Annotated in this window: 19 protein-coding genes; 7 read left to right on the top strand and 12 right to left on the bottom strand. The window is 73.6% G+C overall.

Annotated features, from left to right (window positions below; translation table 11 throughout):
• Positions 1–13 precede the first annotated feature (13 nt).
• Positions 14–775, bottom strand: coding sequence for an SDR family NAD(P)-dependent oxidoreductase (locus tag HS048_RS12020; protein ID WP_068897023.1), 762 nt, complete (start codon positions 773–775; stop codon positions 14–16).
• Positions 776–872: 97 nt separating this feature from the next.
• Positions 873–1,892, bottom strand: coding sequence for a glutamine synthetase (gene glnII / locus HS048_RS12025; protein WP_068897022.1), 1,020 nt, complete (start codon positions 1,890–1,892; stop codon positions 873–875).
• A gap of 214 nt (positions 1,893–2,106) precedes the next feature.
• Between glnII and HS048_RS12030 the strand changes: the two genes are divergently transcribed.
• Entirely contained in the window at positions 2,107–2,775 is a 669-nt protein-coding gene (locus HS048_RS12030; protein ID WP_196466982.1) for a ThuA domain-containing protein, read from the top strand.
• A gap of 126 nt (positions 2,776–2,901) precedes the next feature.
• On the opposite strand, the gene HS048_RS12035 is transcribed toward HS048_RS12030, so the two are convergent.
• Complete coding sequence (locus HS048_RS12035; protein WP_196466983.1) at positions 2,902–3,543, bottom strand: MerR family transcriptional regulator; 642 nt, start codon at positions 3,541–3,543, stop codon at positions 2,902–2,904.
• Positions 3,544–3,558: 15 nt separating this feature from the next.
• On the bottom strand, positions 3,559–4,194 hold the full coding sequence (locus HS048_RS12040) for an HAD family phosphatase (protein ID WP_068897018.1): 636 nt from the start codon (positions 4,192–4,194) through the stop codon (positions 3,559–3,561).
• Positions 4,195–4,427: 233 nt separating this feature from the next.
• Here HS048_RS12040 and HS048_RS12045 point away from each other — a divergent pair, with 233 nt between their 5' ends.
• Positions 4,428–5,414, top strand: coding sequence for an iron ABC transporter permease (locus HS048_RS12045; protein WP_196466984.1), 987 nt, complete (start codon positions 4,428–4,430; stop codon positions 5,412–5,414).
• Positions 5,411–6,451: an iron chelate uptake ABC transporter family permease subunit gene (locus tag HS048_RS12050; RefSeq protein ID WP_196466985.1), complete on the top strand. Its 1,041-nt coding sequence runs from the start codon at positions 5,411–5,413 to the stop codon at positions 6,449–6,451. The genes HS048_RS12045 and HS048_RS12050 overlap by 4 nt, the downstream gene beginning before the upstream one ends.
• 9 nt (positions 6,452–6,460) lie before the next feature.
• On the opposite strand, the gene fes is transcribed toward HS048_RS12050, so the two are convergent.
• From fes to HS048_RS12070, 4 genes are all read right to left on the bottom strand, one after another.
• On the bottom strand, positions 6,461–7,726 hold the full coding sequence (gene fes / locus HS048_RS12055) for an enterochelin esterase (RefSeq protein WP_196466986.1): 1,266 nt from the start codon (positions 7,724–7,726) through the stop codon (positions 6,461–6,463).
• On the bottom strand, positions 7,726–8,751 hold the full coding sequence (gene fepB / locus HS048_RS12060; protein ID WP_196466987.1) for a Fe2+-enterobactin ABC transporter substrate-binding protein: 1,026 nt from the start codon (positions 8,749–8,751) through the stop codon (positions 7,726–7,728). Before fepB ends, fes begins: the two co-directional genes overlap by 1 nt.
• Before the next feature lie 241 nt (positions 8,752–8,992).
• Positions 8,993–9,679, bottom strand: a complete 687-nt coding sequence (locus HS048_RS12065; RefSeq protein WP_068897014.1) for a DNA alkylation repair protein — start codon at positions 9,677–9,679, stop codon at positions 8,993–8,995.
• Entirely contained in the window at positions 9,676–10,365 is a 690-nt protein-coding gene (locus HS048_RS12070) for a TetR/AcrR family transcriptional regulator (protein ID WP_068897124.1), read from the bottom strand. Before HS048_RS12070 ends, HS048_RS12065 begins: the two co-directional genes overlap by 4 nt.
• 180 nt (positions 10,366–10,545) lie before the next feature.
• Between HS048_RS12070 and HS048_RS12075 the strand changes: the two genes are divergently transcribed.
• Positions 10,546–11,397, top strand: a complete 852-nt coding sequence (locus tag HS048_RS12075; protein ID WP_196466988.1) for a RimK family alpha-L-glutamate ligase — start codon at positions 10,546–10,548, stop codon at positions 11,395–11,397.
• A 101-nt stretch (positions 11,398–11,498) separates the two neighbouring features.
• Positions 11,499–12,068: an RNA 2'-phosphotransferase gene (locus HS048_RS12080; RefSeq protein ID WP_196466989.1), complete on the top strand. Its 570-nt coding sequence runs from the start codon at positions 11,499–11,501 to the stop codon at positions 12,066–12,068.
• Between the two features lie 33 nt (positions 12,069–12,101).
• Here the strand turns inward: HS048_RS12080 and HS048_RS12085 are convergent, their stop codons facing one another.
• Positions 12,102–12,863 carry a glucose 1-dehydrogenase gene (locus tag HS048_RS12085; RefSeq protein WP_068897012.1) on the bottom strand — a complete coding sequence of 254 codons (762 nt, stop codon included), beginning with the start codon at positions 12,861–12,863 and terminating at the stop codon, positions 12,102–12,104.
• A 94-nt stretch (positions 12,864–12,957) separates the two neighbouring features.
• Positions 12,958–14,256 carry a DUF2252 domain-containing protein gene (locus HS048_RS12090; protein ID WP_068897011.1) on the bottom strand — a complete coding sequence of 433 codons (1,299 nt, stop codon included), beginning with the start codon at positions 14,254–14,256 and terminating at the stop codon, positions 12,958–12,960.
• A gap of 270 nt (positions 14,257–14,526) precedes the next feature.
• Here HS048_RS12090 and HS048_RS12095 point away from each other — a divergent pair, with 270 nt between their 5' ends.
• Complete coding sequence (locus tag HS048_RS12095) at positions 14,527–15,471, top strand: family 16 glycosylhydrolase (RefSeq protein WP_196466990.1); 945 nt, start codon at positions 14,527–14,529, stop codon at positions 15,469–15,471.
• 12 nt (positions 15,472–15,483) lie between these two features.
• On the opposite strand, the gene HS048_RS12100 is transcribed toward HS048_RS12095, so the two are convergent.
• Positions 15,484–16,131: a TetR/AcrR family transcriptional regulator gene (locus HS048_RS12100; RefSeq protein ID WP_068897009.1), complete on the bottom strand. Its 648-nt coding sequence runs from the start codon at positions 16,129–16,131 to the stop codon at positions 15,484–15,486.
• Positions 16,132–16,218: 87 nt separating this feature from the next.
• Between HS048_RS12100 and HS048_RS12105 the strand changes: the two genes are divergently transcribed.
• Entirely contained in the window at positions 16,219–16,797 is a 579-nt protein-coding gene (locus HS048_RS12105; protein WP_196466991.1) for a DUF1772 domain-containing protein, read from the top strand.
• A gap of 11 nt (positions 16,798–16,808) precedes the next feature.
• Here the strand turns inward: HS048_RS12105 and HS048_RS12110 are convergent, their stop codons facing one another.
• Positions 16,809–17,498 carry a DUF2238 domain-containing protein gene (locus HS048_RS12110; RefSeq protein ID WP_196466992.1) on the bottom strand — a complete coding sequence of 230 codons (690 nt, stop codon included), beginning with the start codon at positions 17,496–17,498 and terminating at the stop codon, positions 16,809–16,811.
• Between the last annotated feature and the right edge of the window lie 57 nt (positions 17,499–17,555).

Consider the following 17,555-nt stretch of genomic DNA (forward strand, 5'->3'; position numbering starts at 1 on the left):
GTCATGTCCGGGTTCAGGCGATCACTCGGCTCTCCCCGCCGTCCACCAGGACGGAGACGCCGGTCATGAAGGAGGCCCGCTCGCTGGCCAGGAACGCCACCACGTCGCCGACCTCCTCGGGGCGGCCCAGCCGGCCCACGGGCACGCGCCCGGCCCGCTCGGCCAGGCCCTCCCGCGTGGGCGTCGTCTCCCTGAGCCGGTCGGTGAGGATCGGCCCCGGCAGCACGTTGTTGACCAGCACGCCGTCCCGGCCGACCTCGCGGGCGAGCGTGCGGACCACCCCGGCGACCGCCGGACGCGTCGCGTTGGACAGCGCCAGCCCGTCGAGCGCCTCGCGCGCCGACCGGCTGGTGATCGTGACGATCCGCCCCCAGCCGCGCGAGCGCATGTCCGGGAGCACGGCCCGGATCAGCCGGACGGTGCCCAGCAGGTTGCGGTTGACCGCCGTCTCCCACTCGTCCGGGTCCGCCTCCAGGAAGTCCCCGCGCGGGGGCCCGCCCGCGTTCGCGACCAGGATGTCGACCGGCCCCAGCACCTCGCGCGTCTCCGCGACGACCCGTGCGGCCGCCTCGGGGTCCTCCACGTCGGCGAGCACCGCGTGCACCGTCCCGCCGAACTCCTGCAGCTCCACCACGGCGTCGGCGAGCCGCTCGGGGGAGCGGGCGCTCACGCAGACCGCGCAGCCCTCCCTGGCGAGACTCCTGGCCGACGCGAGGCCGAGTCCCGCGCTGCCGCCCGTGACCAGGGCGACCCTGCCTTCGATTCCGAGATCCACGGCTCGACGCTACACGGCGGGTGCGCGTGGAACGCGGAGGCCGCGGACACCCCCGGCAGGGTGTCCGCGGCCTCCGTCCCCCGGATCGCCCGCGGGATCAGACCTGGCCGGCCTTCTCCAGCGCGGAGCAGCAGGTGTCCACGATCAGACGGGTCACCACGTACGGGTCGACGTTCGCGTTGGGACGGCGGTCCTCGATGTAGCCCTTCTTCTCGACCTCGACCTGCCACGGGATGCGGACCGAGGCGCCGCGGTCGGAGACGCCGTAGCTGTACTTGTTCCACGGGGCGGTCTCGTGGTGGCCGGTGAGGCGGTCCTCGATGCCGTGGCCGTAGTTCCTGACGTGCTCGAGGGGCTTGTCGCCCTCGCCCAGCGCCTCGCAGGCGGTGATGATCGGGTCGAAGCCCTCGCGCATCGCCTTGGTGGAGAAGTTGGTGTGCGCGCCGGCGCCGTTCCAGTCGCCCTTCACCGGCTTGGCGTCGAGCGTGGCGGCGATGTCGAACTCCTCCGCGGTGCGGTAGAGCAGCCAGCGGGCGACCCACATGTGGTCGGAGACCTCCACCGGGCCCGCCGGGCCCACCTGGAACTCCCACTGGCCGGGCATGACCTCGGCGTTGATGCCGGAGATCGCCAGACCGGCCTCCAGGCAGCGGTCGAGGTGCTTCTCGACGACCTCGCGGCCGAAGACCTCGTCGGCGCCGACGCCGCAGTAGTAGCCGCCCTGCGGGGCCGGGAAGCCGCCCAGCGGGAAGCCGAGCGGGCGGCCCTCCTTGAAGAAGGTGTACTCCTGCTCGATGCCGAACCAGGACTCCTGGTCGGCGAACTTCTCGGCGACCTCGGTGAGGAGCGCGCGGGTGTTGCTGGAGTGCGGGGTCATGTCGGGGTTGAGCACCTCGCACAGGACCAGCACGTTGTCGCCGCCGCGGATCGGGTCCGGGCAGGTGAAGACCGGCTTGAGCACGCGGTCGGAGGAGTGGCCGTCGGCCTGGTTGGTGCTGGACCCGTCGAAGCCCCAGATCGGGAGCTCTGCGCCGTCCGCGAGGACTCGCGTCTTCGAGCGGAGCTTGGCGGTCGGCTCGGTGCCGTCGATCCAGATGTATTCAGCCTTGAAGGTCATCGGCGGAGTCCTTGGGGAGGGAGTGGTCTGCTGCCCCTGAAGAGTCGCAAGTCGCGATTTCGCATCTGTTGCCCGTATGTGAACGTGGTGTTACTTGGGGCCGTTCGGGCAGGCAGGGGCTGCCGGAAAATTCTCACAGGCCGGTTCTGCCCCTGTGAGCTGGGCTTATCCCACACCGCTGGCGGCCCGCAGGCTTCCGTGCTGGACTGGACCCGTGGCACGCAACCTGATCCTCTCCGGCGGCCCCTTCCACGACTTCCCCGCGACCTCCGCCGCGCTGGCCGAGACCCTCGCCGAGGTCGGAGTGGAGTCGGAGGTCACCGACGACATCACCGGCGGCCTGGCCGACGCCCCCGAGTACGACCTGATCACCGTCAACGCCCTGCGCTGCCGGATGGCCTCCGACCACCTGGCCCCCCACCGCGACCGGTGGGGATTCGAGCTGCCCCCGCAGGCGCGTACGGCGCTGCTGGACCACCTGGAGCGCGGCGGCGGCCTGCTCTGCATGCACGCGGCGTCCATCTGCTTCGACGACTGGCAGGGCTGGCCCCGGGTGCTGGGCGGCCACTGGGAGTGGCCGAAGTCGCACCACCCGCCGCTGGGCTGGACCACCGTCCGCGTCCACGGCGACCACCCGATCGTCGAGGGCCTGCGGGACTTCGACCTGGTCGACGAGGTCTACAGCGACCTGACGATCCTGCCGGACGTCACGCCGCTCGCCTCCTCGATGGGCCAGCCCCTGGTCTGGGCCCGCCCGGTACGGCGCGGCCGCCTCGTCTACGACGCGCTGGGCCACGACACCCGCTCCTACGACAACCCGGTCCACCGCACCCTGCTCCGCCGGGCCGCCCAGTGGCTGCTCAAGCACCCGATGAGCCAATGATCTCGCGGCGGCGGACTCGCAGGCGGCGGCCGATGAGCCGGTGACCCCGGGACGGCGGGCCCGCAGGCGGCGGGCGGGTGACCGCCGGGCCGGGGTCCGGAGAGACGCCCGCCGGGCCGGCGGCCCTCAGGCCGGCGGGGCCCCGAAGATCCGGGCAGAGGCGGACTCCTGGGCCAGGCGGCGCATGACGTCGAGGACGCGGCCGTGCACGACGGTGCCGACGACCAGCGCCTCGACCGCCTCCTCCCGGGTGCGGTCGAGGGGGATGGTGCGGATCTCGTGCTCGGCGACGAGCCGCATGGCCGTCTCCGCGTAGGGGCGCAGGGCGTCGCCGGTGGCGGGCAGGCCGAGCCGGTCGAGGGTGAGGACGGCCTGGGCGAGCTCGTCGCGGGCGGGGGCGGCGGCGTCGACCTGCCAGCCGAGGTCGGCGATGAGGCCGTCGGCCTCGGCCCGGGCGCGCCGCCACTCCTCGTCGTCGGGATGCGACTCGACCGGCGGGGAGATGGCGTAGTGGGCGGTGCCGAGCACGCGGTGCATGCCCATGCTCTCGTCCTCCACCGCGGCGACCACCTTGCGGATGGCCGCGATGGGCAGGTGGCCGACCTCCAGCAGCGCGCGGATCAGGCGGAGCCGCCGCACGTGCCGCTCGCCGTACTCGGCGCGGGTGGCGGAGGTCTGCTCCCCGGCGGGCAGCAGGCCTTCGCGCAGGTAGTACTTGATCGTCGGGATGGGGACGCCCGAGACGGCGCTGAGCTGCGAGATCCTCATCAGTGGATAGTACAGCTAGCCAATCGGTGCGGCGCTCTCCCCGCCGCTCCGGGCCGCGTCCCGCAGGGCCGGGCGGACGTCGATGACCTCCATCCCCGCGGCCAGCGCGGCGGCCACCCCCTCGTCGGTGTCCTCGTAGGCGACGCAGGCGTGCGGGAGCACCTCCAGCCGCCGGGCCGCGAGCAGGTAGACGTCGGGGGCGGGCTTGCCCTCCCGGACGTCGTCGCGGGTGACGACCGAGTCGAAGAACGGGAGCAGACCGGTGGCGCGCAGGGTCTCCCGGACCCGCCCGCGCGACCCGCCGGAGGCCACCGCCATGGGCACCCGGCCCCGGTGGGCCTCGGCGACCGCGACCACCTGCGGGTGCGGCGCGACGGTGTCCACCAGCCACCGGTAGGCGTCGGCCGCGGCGGCGGACACCACCCGGTGGTCCAGCTCGGCGCCGGTCTCGGCCTCCAGCTCGGCCAGGAGGCGATCGGCGGACAGCCCGGTCCGGGCGTGGTACCAGGCGGGGTCGAGCTCGACCTGCCAGGTCTCCAGGGCCGCCCGCCACGCGGTCTCGTTGGCGGCGGCGGTGTCCACGAGGGTCCCGTCGCAGTCGAAGATCAGGGCGGCGTACGGCCGCGCCGGCTGGAGTCGTTGGTCGAGCATGGCCGCCTAACGCGCGTGACGTCTGGATCAGGGCAACCCTATCGGCGAACGCGGGCGGCGGCCCGGTTTCGCGCGCGGACGACCCGCACGGGTCCCACACGGCCGTCGCGTCCGGCGCGCCGATCTCCGGTCTCCGCGCGGGCGGCAGACGGGGGACGGGCAACCGGCGGGCGGCGGAAGGGAGGCGTATTCCCTCATGTAAGGTAAGCCTTGCCTAAAATTCAGGAGGTTCGATGCGCTGGACGGGGCTCGCCGTCTCCTCCGCGGTGCTCATCGCGGTGGTCGCGCTCAGCATCGCGGTCGGCGCGCAGGCGATCCCGCCCGGGGAGGTCTGGCAGCAGCTCTGGCACCCCGACGGCGGGGAGACCGCCGCGGTCGTCCATGACCTGCGCATCCCGCGGACGCTGCTGGGCGTCCTCGTCGGCGCCGCGCTGGGCCTGTCCGGGGCGCTCATGCAGGCGCTCACCCGCAACCCGCTGGCCGACCCCGGCATGCTCGGGGTCAACGCCGGGGCCTCGCTGGCCGTCGTCTGCGCCGTCCTCTTCTTCGGCATCACGGACCTGCGGGTCTGGGTCTGGTTCTCCCTCCTCGGCGCGGCGCTGGTCACCGTCGCCGTCTACGCGCTCGGCGCGACCGGGCGCGGCGCCGCGAACCCGGCCCGCCTGGTGCTCGCCGGCGCGGCCGTCAGCGCCTCCCTGCTCGCCGCCATCAACGCGGCGCTCACCCTGGACGCGGGAGTGTTCAACCAGTGGCGGTTCTGGGACGTCGGGGCGCTCGCCGGGCGCGACGCGGAGGTCGTCCGGCAGGTCGCGCCGTTCGTCGCGGCCGGTGTGGTCCTCGCCCTCGCGCTCGGCCGCGGCCTCAACGCCGTGGCGCTGGGCGAGCAGACCGGACAGGGCCTCGGGGTGAACCCGGGGCGCGTGCGGCTGGCCGGAGCCGCGGCGATCATGCTGCTCTGCGGCGCGGCGACCGCCGCGGCCGGACCCATCGGCTTCATCGGGCTGATGGCCCCGCACGCCGTGCGCGTCCTCACCGGCCCGGACCACCGCTGGATCCTGGCGCACTCGGCGCTGCTCGCTCCGGCCCTGCTGCTCACCGCCGACGTCGTGGGCCGGGTCGTCGTACGGCCCGGCGAGCTGCAGAGCGGCATCGTCACCGCCTTCATCGGGGCCCCGGTCTTCATCTACCTGCTCCGCCGCCGAAGGACAGCCGACCTGTGAGCGCCTACCGCATCTTCCACACCCCGTCGCGCCGCGTCTCGTTCCGGGTCCACCTGCGGGCCGCCGCGGTGCTCCTGGGCCTGCTGGGGGCCGCCGCCGCGGTCGGGCTGCTCGCCCTGGGGACCGGGTCGGCGATCTCGGTCGGGGACGTCGTCAGGACCCTGGCCGGCCGGGGCGACGCCATGAGCGAGATGGTGGTCTACGAGCTGCGCGCCCCGCGCGTGCTGCTCGCCCTGCTGGTCGGCGCGGCGCTCGGCGTCGGCGGCGCCGTCGTGCAGAGCCTGTCCCGCAACCCGCTCGGCAGCCCGGACATCATCGGGGTGAACGCGGGGGCGGCCGTGGGGGCGGTCCTGATGCTCCTGGTCGTCGGCACCGTGACCCCGCTGGCCGTCACCGCGGGGGCGCTGGCCTGCGGCCTGGGTTCGGGACTGCTGGTGTACGCCCTGTCCTTCAAACGGGGGGTGCAGGGCACCCGGCTGGTGCTCGTCGGCATCGGGGTGACCGCCATGCTCCACTCGGTCATCGCCTACCTGCTGACCCGGGCCGACCTGTACGAGTCGCAGGGGGCGAAGGTGTGGCTCGTCGGGAGCCTGGCGGGGAGCGGCTGGGCGCAGGTGTGGCCGATGGCGGCGGTGCTGTCGGTGCTGCTCCCGGCGGCGCTGGCGCTGAGCCGCTCGCTGAGCACGATGGAGATGGGCGACGAGACCGCCTCGGCGCTCGGCCTGCCGGTGGAGCGGCTCCGCCTGGCCCTGCTGCTCGTCGCCGTGCTGCTGTCCGGGGTGGCGGTCTCCGTGGCGGGTCCCATCGTCTTCGTGGCGCTCGCCGCGCCGCAGCTCTCCCGGCGGCTGACCGGGGCCCCGGGCGCGGGGGTCGCCACCGCGGCGGCGACCGGTGCACTGCTGCTGGCCGCCGCCGACCTGGCGGCCCAGCGGCTGCCGACGCCCGGCCAGCTGCCGGTGGGCGTCCTGACGGGCGGGCTCGGCGGCCTCTACCTGGCCTGGCTGCTCCACCGGGAGTGGCGCGCGGGCCGCTCCTGAGCGCGGCGGTCAGGAGAAGACCGCGATCAGGCCGTCGGCGAGCGAACCGCGCCAGCAGGCGTGGTCGTGCCCGCCCTCGTACTCCCGGTAGGTCAGCTCGCAGCCCCCGGCGCGCAGCGTGTCGCGCAGCCGCCGGGTCGGGCCGAGCAGCGCCCACTCGTAGGTGCCGACCTCGACGTAGACCCGGTCCGGGACCCGGTCCGCCGCGGCCAGTTCGGCGGTCAGCCGCTCGCCGCCGGACCCGCTCCGTTCGCCGGGCCCTGCGGGCTCGTTGGGCCACCAGAACGACCCGGACTGCGCTATGGCGGCCCCGAACCGGTCCGGGCGGCGGTGGGCCGCGTACAGGGCGGTCAGCCCGCCGAGGCTCTGCCCCGCGACGGCGGTCCGGGCGGGCGGGTGCACCCCGGACGGCAGCTCGTCGGCGAGGAAGGCGACGAAGTCGTCATCACAGGTCAGGTCGCGGATCCTGGCCGCCGGAGGACCCGCCTCGACCAGCAGCGCGGCGAGCGGCGGCACGGCCCCGGCTTCGGTCAGGTTGCCGAGGAGGACCGGCAGGTCGTCGAGCCAGCACTCGCCGTCCAGCAGGACGAGGGTGCCCTCCGGACGCCGGTCCGGCCGCAGCCGCCACACGGTCCGGCCGCCGACCGTGCGGCGCTCGGGGCGGGCCGTACGGTGCTCCGGGCCGCTCCGGTGCGGCCTCGGCGCGAGCCACCGCTGGGACGGCGCGCCCGGGAGCTCGGCGACCGAGTGCCCGTCCAGGGTCCGCGGGTTGAGCGGGTCTGCGACCGCCTGGGTCAGTCCCAGGCACCAGCGCTCTATCGCCGCGCGCGGGGCGGGGGACCCGGCGGCGAGCATGGCGTCCCGGCGCCGCGCCGCCTCGCCGTCGAGCGGCCGGCCGACCGTACCGGGGACACGCGGCGCCAGCCGGTAGGAACCGCGCCAGCCCGACCTGATCCGGTAGGTACGGTGCCAGACGTCGGTGCCGTCGATCCGCTCCATCAGGCTCGCGCCGAGCAGGCCCGGATCGGTGAGCTTGTTGGCCATGACCAGCACGTCCTCCGCGTCGCCGCGCCACAGGAACGTCACGGCGCGGTGACCGGGGTCACCGGGGATCTCCTCCACCAGGGGCGTCCCCCGCGCGGCCGCCTCCGCCCAGAACGCCTCCAGCGCCCCCGTCCTGCCCGCCCGCAGGTCCGCGGCCAGCGCGGTGACGCGCCGTCCGGTGAGGACCTCGGGCGGACAGGGGCAGGGGAGCTGGGGCGGGACGTTCCTCATCAGCCGGCGAACTGCTGCTCGATGCGGTCGACCACGTTGGACGCGCTGTAGTAGTCGATGCGGAACGAGTCGAGGCCGAGGTCGTGGACGCGCTCGTCGCCGACGGCGGGCAGGTCCTTCCAGAGCGGCTTGGCCGTGGTGGCGGAGATCTCGTCCGCGGTGTGGCTGACGAAGAACAGCGAGCTGTCCCCGAAGCCCTTGACGATGTTCTCCTGCGAGACGGTCAGGATGTCCAGGCGCTTGCCGCCCTCGCGGCTGTCGGCGGAGGCCAGGGAGGAGTCGACGGTGTGCAGCCGGAAGCCGAGGGAGGACAGCAGCGCCCCCTGGGCGGAGGCCTCGGTGAAGACGGGGATGTCGGTGTTGTTGTCGCGCAGCAGCACGATGTCCTGCTCGGGAAGCTTGATCTTGCCCTTCACCTCGGCCACCCGCTGGTCGTAGGCGGTGATGACCTTCTGCGCGTTCGCCTCCAGGCCGAGCGCGCCGCCCAGCTTGGTCATGAGCTCCTGCCAGGAGAGGTCGTCGTGGCGGAAGAGCACGGTCGGCGCGACGGCCTTGAGCCGGTCGTAGACCTTGGCGGTGCTGTCGGCGCCGGACGCCGAGCCGATGATGAGGTCGGGCTTGGCCGCGATGACCTTCTCGATGTCGGCCTCGAAGCCCTGGTAGGCCACCTGGACGCCGCGCTCCTTGGCGACGTCCGCCCACTGGGAGAAGAACCCGTTGGCATCGGTGATCGGCCCGGGCGGGGTGGCCTGCGAGGCGATCAGCGGGGCCTCCAGCGCGAGCAGGTGGCCGGTCAGGGTGACGCTCACCGAGACGATGCGCTTGGGCGCGGCGGGGACGTCGGTGGTCCCGAGTTCGTGCGTGACGCTGCGCGTCGCGGCCGAACCCGAGGCCGGGCTCCCCGCCGCGGCGGGTTCGGCGGCCGTGGAGCCGCCGGTACCGGAACTGCAGGCGGTCAGGCCAAGGACGGCCGTGATCGCGGCGGCCGCGGACACGGCCCAGCGGCGGCGGATCGAAGTCCTCATGTGCACCTCAGGAGAGTCGGTAAGGCTGGTGCAAAGAATATTAGGGCAGGCTTACCTAAGTTGATCGGCCGGGGTCCGTGTACGGCCATGGAGGGAGCGCGTGCCGGACGGGCCGCCGGCGACCCCGCCGTGGGAAACCGACGCCCCGGCGACGGGGGAAGCAGAGGCGGCCCGGCGACGGGGACGGCCTGGCGACGGCGACGGGGACGGCCCGGCGGCAGGGGAGGCCCGGCCGGCGGGGTCAGGCCGAGGGGAGGTTCTTCAGGGCCTCGCGCCGGCTCAGGCCGGTGATCCCCTTGTGCGCGACGTAGCGCACGACCTCGCGCGGATCGGTCTTGGCGTACTCGCGCAGGGCCCAGCCGATCGCCTTGCGGGCGAAGAAGTCGGTGTCCGACAGGCTCGGCTCGATGCAGGCGTAGAGCAGGCCGGTGTCGGTGGCGGCCCTGAACCTGTTCTGGCAGATGATCGACGTGCGGCGCTTCCAGAGGTCGTCGCTGTGCGCCCATTCGAGCATCAGCGGGCGCATGGTGTCGGGGAACTCCCGCAGCAGGGGGCCGATCCGGTGGACGGCCACCTCGTCGACGAAGTCCCACCAGGCGCCGGTGACGATCATCTCCTCGTAGATCGGGAGGGTGTACAGGGTCCGGCCCCAGCGGGGCGGGGACCCGGTGAGGGTGATCGCCGCGTAGCGCTCCTCGCGGTACTCCGCCTCGCGCCACAGGGTCAGCGCCGCCCGGCGCCACTCGGGCGCGGCCTCGAACGGGTGCTCGGCGAAGACCCTCCGCAACGCCGTACGGCGCGGCACGGCCTGCACCCCGAGGAACGGCATGGCGGACTTCATGTAGGCCTGCATGGCGGAGGCCTTGGCGGGGTCGGCGGCCTCCGTGAGGGCCAGCCGCACGGCCTTCTGCAGTGCTTCCGCGCTCATCCCCGCTGGCTCGTCCGCTCTCCGGTGGCCAGGCCGTCGAACAGGACGGTGACGTAGTGCTCGGCGATGCCGTCGGTGTCGAGGCGGCCGCCCGGGCGGAACCAGCGGACGGCGACCCAGATGCTGTCGCGGATCATGCGGTAGGTGAGCTTGGGGTCGACGTCCGGGCGGAACTGGCCGACGGCCTGCCCGCGCTTGATCTGCCCGACCCACATGCGCTCGACCTCGTCCTCGGCCCTGACCAGGTAGTCGAAGCGGTCGCCGGGCAGGGAGCGCAGGTAGTTCCAGTCGTTCTGCATGACGGTGATCGCCGCGCGGTGCGGCTCGAGGGCGCTGAAGCCGATCCGCACCATCTCCGACAGGATCGAGCGGGGGTCGCCGCCCTGCTCCAGGGCGGCCCGGTAGCGTCCGATGAGGTCGTCGAGGAAGGTGCTGAGCACCTCGTCGACGATCGTCTCCTTGGAGTCGAAGTGGTGGTAGAGGCTCCCGGACAGGATGCCCGCCTCCTCCGCGATCTCGCGGACGGTGGTCGCCTGGAAGCCCTTGCGCGCGAAGAGGTCCGCGGCGAGCCTGACGAGGTGGTCGCGGCGCTCCGAGGCGGAGCCGGCCGAGGCCGCGCGCTTCGTCGTGCGCTGGCGCTTGACCGGGGTGGTGGTCGCGCCTCCGGAGTTCTTTCGCGTGTTCACGCCTCCCATTATGAGCCCTTGCGCAATCGCTTGTTCGTGTGAACGCCCAGGCTCGTCCCCGGACGGCGGAGCCCATGAATCGGACATACTTCGTAAAGGCCATCCTGGTGAACGAAGTGGCGGGAGCGGCCTGTGTAATGTCCCTTCTGGTGTTTCGATCGTGGCATGGAGGGTGTTCCCGTGAGCGCTTCGGTGGCGTACGTGACCTACGCGGACCCGGAGGGGTTCGACGACGAGAAGGAGATCGCCCTCGCCGCGTGGGCGGAGGCGGGGATCTCGGGGACGGTCGTGCGCTGGGACGACCCGGCCGCCGACTGGGCGGCCTTCGACCTCGTGGTGGTCCGCTCGGCCTGGGACTACGTGGACCGGCGCGCGGAGTTCCTGGCCTGGGCGCGCCGGGTCGAGACGGTGACGCGGCTGGCCAACCCGGCGGCGGTGCTGGAGCGCAACACCGACAAGACCTACCTGCGGGACCTGGCGGTGCCGGTCATCCCCACCTCCTGGGTCGCGCCGGGCGAGAGTCCGGACCTGCCCGTCCTCGCCGAGTACGTGGTCAAGCCCGCGATCTCGGCGGGCGCCCGCGACACGATCAGGACCACCGACCGGGACAAGGCGGCGGCCCACGCGGCCCGCCTGGCGGCCGAGGGGCGGACCGCGATGGTCCAGCCCTACCTGGACATGGTCGAGACCGAGGGGGAGACCTCCCTGCTCTACTTCGGCGGCCGGTTCAGCCACGCCGTGCGGCGCAACCCGATGCTGGCCGGAGGATCCGCCGCGCCGGACGCCGACAACGCCCGGGCGGATCTCCGCACCCCGGAGCCCGACCAGCTCGCCCTCGCCGAGCGGGTGCTGGCGGAGGCGGCCGGGTCCTCCGGGGTGCCCGGGGTGCTTTATGCCCGGGTGGACCTGGTCCGGCTCCCGGGCGGGGACCCGGCTCTCATCGAGGTGGAGCTCGCCGAGCCGTACCTCTTCCTGCGCTACGCCCCCGGCGCCGCCGGCAACCTGGCCCGCGCCGTCGCCGAGGCGCTCTGACCGGCGCACCGCGGGCTCCGCTCCAGAAAACCCGTGGACGCGCCGCCCGCCCGGCGGGAAGGCTGGACCTCCATGTCGCGCGGCGGATGGGACGGTGGAGGATGACCGAGGAGCACGGAGGGGCCGCGGCCGGCGAGCGCCGGGCGGTGAAGGTCTCCAAATACCTCGCCAGGCACCTGCGGCACCAGCCCGAGCGGATCGGGATCGAGCTGGACGAGCACGGCTGGGTGGAGGTCGACGCGCTGCTGGCCGCCGCGGCGGCGCACGGGTTCCCGATCTCGCGGGCGGAGCTGGAGCAGGTCGTGGCCGGCAACGACAAGCGGCGCTACGCGATCGAGGACGGCAGGATCCGGGCCAGCCAGGGCCACTCGGTCCCGGTGGACCTCGATCTCCCGGTGACCGAGCCGCCCGCCTTCCTCTACCACGGTACGGTCGCCCGCAACCTCGCCGCGATCCGCGCCGAGGGGCTGCGCCCGATGGGCCGCCACCACGTCCACCTCTCGCCCGACCGCGAGACCGCCACCCGGGTCGGGGCGCGCCGGGGCCGGCCGGTCGTGCTGGCCGTCGACGCGGCGGCGATGCGCGCGGCCGGGCACGAGTTCCGCCTCAGCGCCAACGGCGTCTGGCTGGCCGACCTGGTCCCGCCGTCCTTCATCCGCCTCCCGGGCTGATCCGGGCCGACCCGGGCGCCCCGGCCGGCGGCCTCAGCCGTGGGTGGTCATGCCGCCGTCCACGGGGATCACCACGCCGGTGAGGTAGGCACCGGCCCGCGACGAGAGGTAGATCGCGGTCCCGGCGACGTCCTCGGGCGCGCCGATCCGGCCCATCGGCACGCTGGAGGCGATCGCCTGGCGCATGTCGGGGTCGTCGAGGGCGAAGGCCATCATCTTGGACTCGAAGGGGCCGGGCGCGATCGCGTTGACCGTGATCGAGTCGCGCACGAGCCGGTGGGCCAGATGGCGGGTGAGCATGTGCACGGCCGCCTTGGTCGTGGAGTAGGCGTAGGTCTCCAGCGCGGGCACCCGGATGCCGTCGACCGAGCCGACGTTGATCACTCTGGCCGGGTCCTCGGCGGAGGCCGCGGCGCGCAGCAGCGGCAGGAAGCGCTGGGTCAGGTAGAACACGCCCTTGACGTTGACGCCCCAGAGCTTGTCGAAGGCGTGCTCGGGGTAGTCCTCCAGCGGCGCGCCCCAGGTCGCGCCGGCGTTGTTGACCAGCACGTCCAGCCGGTCCTCGCGCGCGGAGACCGCCTCCACCAGCGCGGCGACGCCGTCGGGGGTGGACAGGTCGGCCGGTACGGCGACGCATCCGATCTCGGCCGCGGTCTTCTCCACCTCGGCGGCCTTGCGGGAGGAGATGTAGACCGTGGCCCCCGCCTCCGTGAAACCTTCCGCGATCATCCGGCCGATGCCCCGGGAACCGCCCGTGACCACGACTGTCTTACCTTGCACCGAGAACAGACTCATGTTCTGAAAGCATGCCGTACGCTCGCCGTTCCGTCCATACCGACTGGTCGGTTCCGGTGTGGTCCCCTCCGCGGCGGGAGGGCGCGGCCGGTGGTCAGAGGCCCAGCAGGCGGCCGTTGCGGAACAGGTCCACGAAGAGCTGGTGGTCGGCTCTGGCCCGGGCGCCGTAGGCGTGGGCGAAGCCGACGAGCAGCTCGGTGAAGCCGTCCCCGTCGCCGCCGATCACGGCCGTGATGGCGTCCTCGGTGGAGAAGTCGACCACGTCGTGGCTGGACTCGTCGTCGGCCACCGAGTGCATGCGCGCCACGGCCCGGCCCAGGTCGCCGATCACCGAGGCGAGCTCGTCCGGCTCGTTGACGTCGCCCCAGTCGAGGTCGGCGGAGTACGGGGACACCTCGGCGACCAGCTGGCCGACTCCGTCCAGCGCGGTGTAGCCGAGCCACGGGTCGGCGTAGGCCTGCAGGGCCCGCTGCGACTCGGCGGTGCGGTGTCCCTGGTGCAGGAAGTGGCCGTGCACCCTCTCGTCGGCGATGTGCCGGGCCACGGCCGGGACCTGCGCCTGCTTCATGTAGAGGATGACGTCGTTCTCCAGGGCCTCGGTGTGGCCCTCCAGCAGCAGGTTGTAGGAGGGGAGCCCGGCCGAGCCGATGCCGACGCCGGTGCGCAGCGCGAAGTCCTTGATCCGGTGCTCCACCTCGGAGACGGCGGGGAGCGTGGTCAGGTAGTCCTGGAAGGCGGCCTCGACCGCGCGCCGGGTCTCCTCGCCGACCGGGAGGCGGTCCTCCATGAAGGCGAAGCGGCGGTCGTAGTTCTCGACCGTGGTCTCCCGGTCGAGCAGGGCCACCCGGGTGTTGAGCCGGGCGGTCTGCAGCACCCGGTGGAGCACCCCGGTGGTGGTCGCCAGCGTCAGCGAGCCGATCGCGTCGTCGCCGCCGTGCGCGATGCCCTCCAGCTCGGCCAGGTAGGCGCGGGCGAATCCGGCGACCAGCTCGGAGATCGTCTCGTCGGAGAGCGCCTTGGCGTAGCCGATGAGCGCGACGCTGGCCGCGAACCGCTTGAGGTCCCAGAGATAGGGGCCGACGTAGGCCTCGTCGAAGTCGTTGACGTTGAAGACCAGGACGCCGGAGGCGTTCATGTAGGTGCCGAAGTTCTCCGCGTGCAGGTCGCCGTGGATCCACACCCTGCTGGTCCGGGCGTCCAGGAACGCCCCGTCGGCGAAGCCGCCGGTCATGTCCGCGTAGAACAGGCAGGCGCTGCCGCGGTAGAACGCGAAGGGCGAGGCGGCCATCTTGCGGAACTTGCGCCGGAAGGCGGCGGGGTCGCGCCGGATGGAGTCGCCGAACTCGGTGACGAGGACGTCGAGGATGTGGGCCGAGCGCCCCGCGGTGGTCATGGCGGGCACGCTACGTCCGGGGGCGAGTCCTCCGCCAGATGCGGGAGGTTGCATCTTCGGAACGCGGCAACCGACCGCGGTACTCCGTCGCGGCTCCTCGCCGAAGCCGGCTCCGCGCGTTATCGTCAGGGCGTCAGCACACAGAGTGACCGACCTCTGTGTCGTCTCACCACCCGGAGCGGAGCCGCGGGACGGGAGGCCGGGAGGATCCGGACTCCGCGCCGAGGCGTGTCCGGGAGGGCGGTGCTCTCGGGGGAGGGGTCGCGGCCGATGGGGATCGGAAGCCGGACCGCGGCCGTTGCGGTCGTGCTGGTGAACACGGCGGTCGTGCTCGGAGACGGTGCGGTCGCGGCCGCGCGGGCCCGGCCCGCCGCGGTCCACGACTCCGGGCGTTCCGGGGTCCACGACTCCGGGCGTTCCGCAGCCCAGGACCCCGGGCCGCCCGAGGGCCGCGGCCACTGGTCCTCCGAGGGCGGAGACCACCGGTCCTCCGCGGCCCGCTTCTCCAGGCCGTCCGAGGCCCGCGGCTTCGCGGACGAGTTCTCCGGTCCCGAGGGAAGCGAGCCGGACCCGTCCAGGTGGGAGCAGCTGACCGGGTGCTTGTGGGGATACCGGGCCGAGCGGCAGTGCTACACCTCCGGCGGGCGCAACGCGCGGCTCGACGGAGACGGGCACCTCGTGATCAACGCCCGGCGCGAGACCTACACCGGTGACCACGGCGTACGGCGCAAGTACACCTCGGCGCGCCTCGTCTCCAGGCTCGCGAGCGGGAGCGGGAGCGTGCAGGTGAGGGCGAAGGTGTCCGGCTGGCAGCGCGGCGCGTGGCCGGCGATCTGGCTGCACGCCGACCCCCTGCGCAGGCAGCGGCACTACGGCGAGATCGACCTGATGGAGAACGGCCTCAACGGCGCGCGCTGGAAGCCGGAGTACCACGTCCACACCGACCGCTTCAGCGGCGGCGGCGCGTACGACGTCGACGCCACCCGGTGGCACGTCTACAAGGTCACCTGGACCACGGGCCCGTCCGGCCGGGCCCGGTTCTACGTCGACGGCCGGTTCGTGCGCTCCTTCCCCTACCGGGTGCCGGCCAGGTCGTCCGCGAGGCTGATCCTCAACGTCGCGGTCGGCTCGCAGGCGGGACGGCCCGCCGCGGACCTCGACAGCACCCTGACCGTGGACTACGTGCGGACGGGCGGCCGGGCGGCCGGGCGCTGAGTCCCCGGCGGTTCATCGGGTCCCGGCGCCGCGCCCGGACGGGTCGCGGACGGGGGCGGGCGGGAGCAGTGCGAGGAAGCGGTCCACCGCCCGCCGCGCCCGCTCCTCGAGGTCGGCGGGGGGCGCCTCGCCCAGCAGGACGCGGATCTGGGCGTCCGAGACGACGAGCCCGTACAGCAACCGGAAGGCCTCCTCCGGATCGCCGGCGGCGATCTCCCCCCGCGCGGCCAGATCCGCGAGGTAGCCCGCGACGAGCGGGCCGGTGGTGTGCCGCCCCTCGGCGAGCAGCACCCCGGCGAGCTCCGGGGCCGCGACCGCGGCCCGGTTGATCGCGACCGAGGCCTCCCCGAGCAGCAGCCGGAGCAGCCGGACGGCGAACGCCGTCAGCGCCTCCCGGGGCGGCCGGTCCAGGGCCAGCGCCTCGGCGACCGCGGCGTTCGCCTGCTCCGACTGGCGGCGCACCAGGGCAGCGAAGAGGCCGCGCTTGTCACCGAACCAGCTGTAGAGCGTCTCCTTGGAGGCGCCGGCCCGCCGGGCCACCGCCAGCATCGTGGTGCCGGTGTATCCGCGTTCGACCAGCTCGGCGAAGGCGGCGTCCAGCACGGCCGCCCGCCTGGCCTCGTTCTCGCCCTCGCGGGGCCGGCCCCGTCGTCCCTGCATGCTCGCCGCCTCTCCCGGTGTCCGTTGACAAGTGTACCTATCGGTACGATTATTAATCGAACTTACCGGTACGATTAATGAGGGCGCATGGCTTCCATCCCCGTTCCTTCCTCCCCCGCGGCCGCCCCTGCGACGGGCCCTGCGACGGCCGCCCCGATGGGTGCGGGCGTCGCGGCGGCGCGCGCGGCCCTGGTCGTCGCGCTGCTCTCCATGGGCGCCATCGCGGGCTTCTTCTACGCCTACGAGGTCTCGGTCACCCGCGGCCTGGCCGGGGTCGGCGAGGACACCTACGTGCTCAGCATGCAGGCGATCAACGCGACGGTCCGCAACATCCCGTTCGCGCTCTCCTTCTTCGGGGCGCCGGTGTTCGCCGCGGTCGCCCTCGCCGCCACACTGGCCGCCGCGGGGCGGCGGTCGGCCTCGGTGTGGCTGGTGGCGGCGGCCTTCACGGTCTACCTGGCCGGAGGCCTGGGCGTGACCCTGCTGGTGAACGTGCCGCTGAACGAGGACCTCGCCGCGGTCGCCGCGACGGCCCCGGACCTGGCCGCCGTGCGCGCGCGGTACGAGTCGGAGTGGAACGCCTGGAACACCGTCCGCACCCTCGCCTCGGGCGCCGCCTTCGCCCTGCTGGCCGCCGCGGCGGTCCTGTTTCCCCGCACGCGCTGAGCGGGGCCGGGTCAGGACCGGGACGCGGACCCGGCCGCCGCCTCCCGCCGGCTCCGGAGCAGCATGACCGCGGCGGCCGCCAGCGCGCCCAGGCAGGCCAGGGCGATGTCCTTGTGCGCGTCCCAGACGTCGCCCTGCTGGCCGTTGTAGACCTCGGCGATCTCCGGGGACGTGGTGACGGCTATCGCCCATTCGAGGAGCTCGTAGAGCGCGCTCGTCGACAGGACGAGCTCGACGCCCGCCGCGACGGCCGGGAGAGGGCGCAGGCCCCACCGATCCCGGAGGTAGCGGACCAGCACCGGGGCGGCGCACAGGCCGTACGAGAGGTGCACCAGGCGGTCGAAGTGGTTGCGCTCCCAGCCGAAGACGTCCGACAGCCTCACCCCGGTCAGCGCCGCGCTCCACTCGTCGTAGGGGACGTAGGAGTACATCCAGCGCGCGGCCACGGAGTGCAGGGCGAGGAAGCCGAGCACCGCGGCCAGTGAGGCCGGGGGAAGGGCGTAGTGCCGGCGGAGCGGGATCAGGGCCAGCAGCGCCACCGCGGTCAGCGAGTGGTGGAGCGCCTGCTCGGCGGGGTACGGCGGGGCGACCCAGGTGAGGGCCATGACGAGCGCGAACGCCGCGGCGAGCCACCGCGTACCGGCGCGGGGCGGCGGGCTCCCGCCTCCGGTCTCCATCGCTTCGCCGGGTGTGGACGCCATGATCGAATGATCCCGGTCCGTCGTGGAAACCGGAAGACGGACGGCCGCCGCATCCGG

This window comes from Planomonospora sp. ID91781 (assembly GCF_015711595.1).
Lineage (GTDB): Bacteria > Actinomycetota > Actinomycetes > Streptosporangiales > Streptosporangiaceae > Planomonospora > Planomonospora parontospora.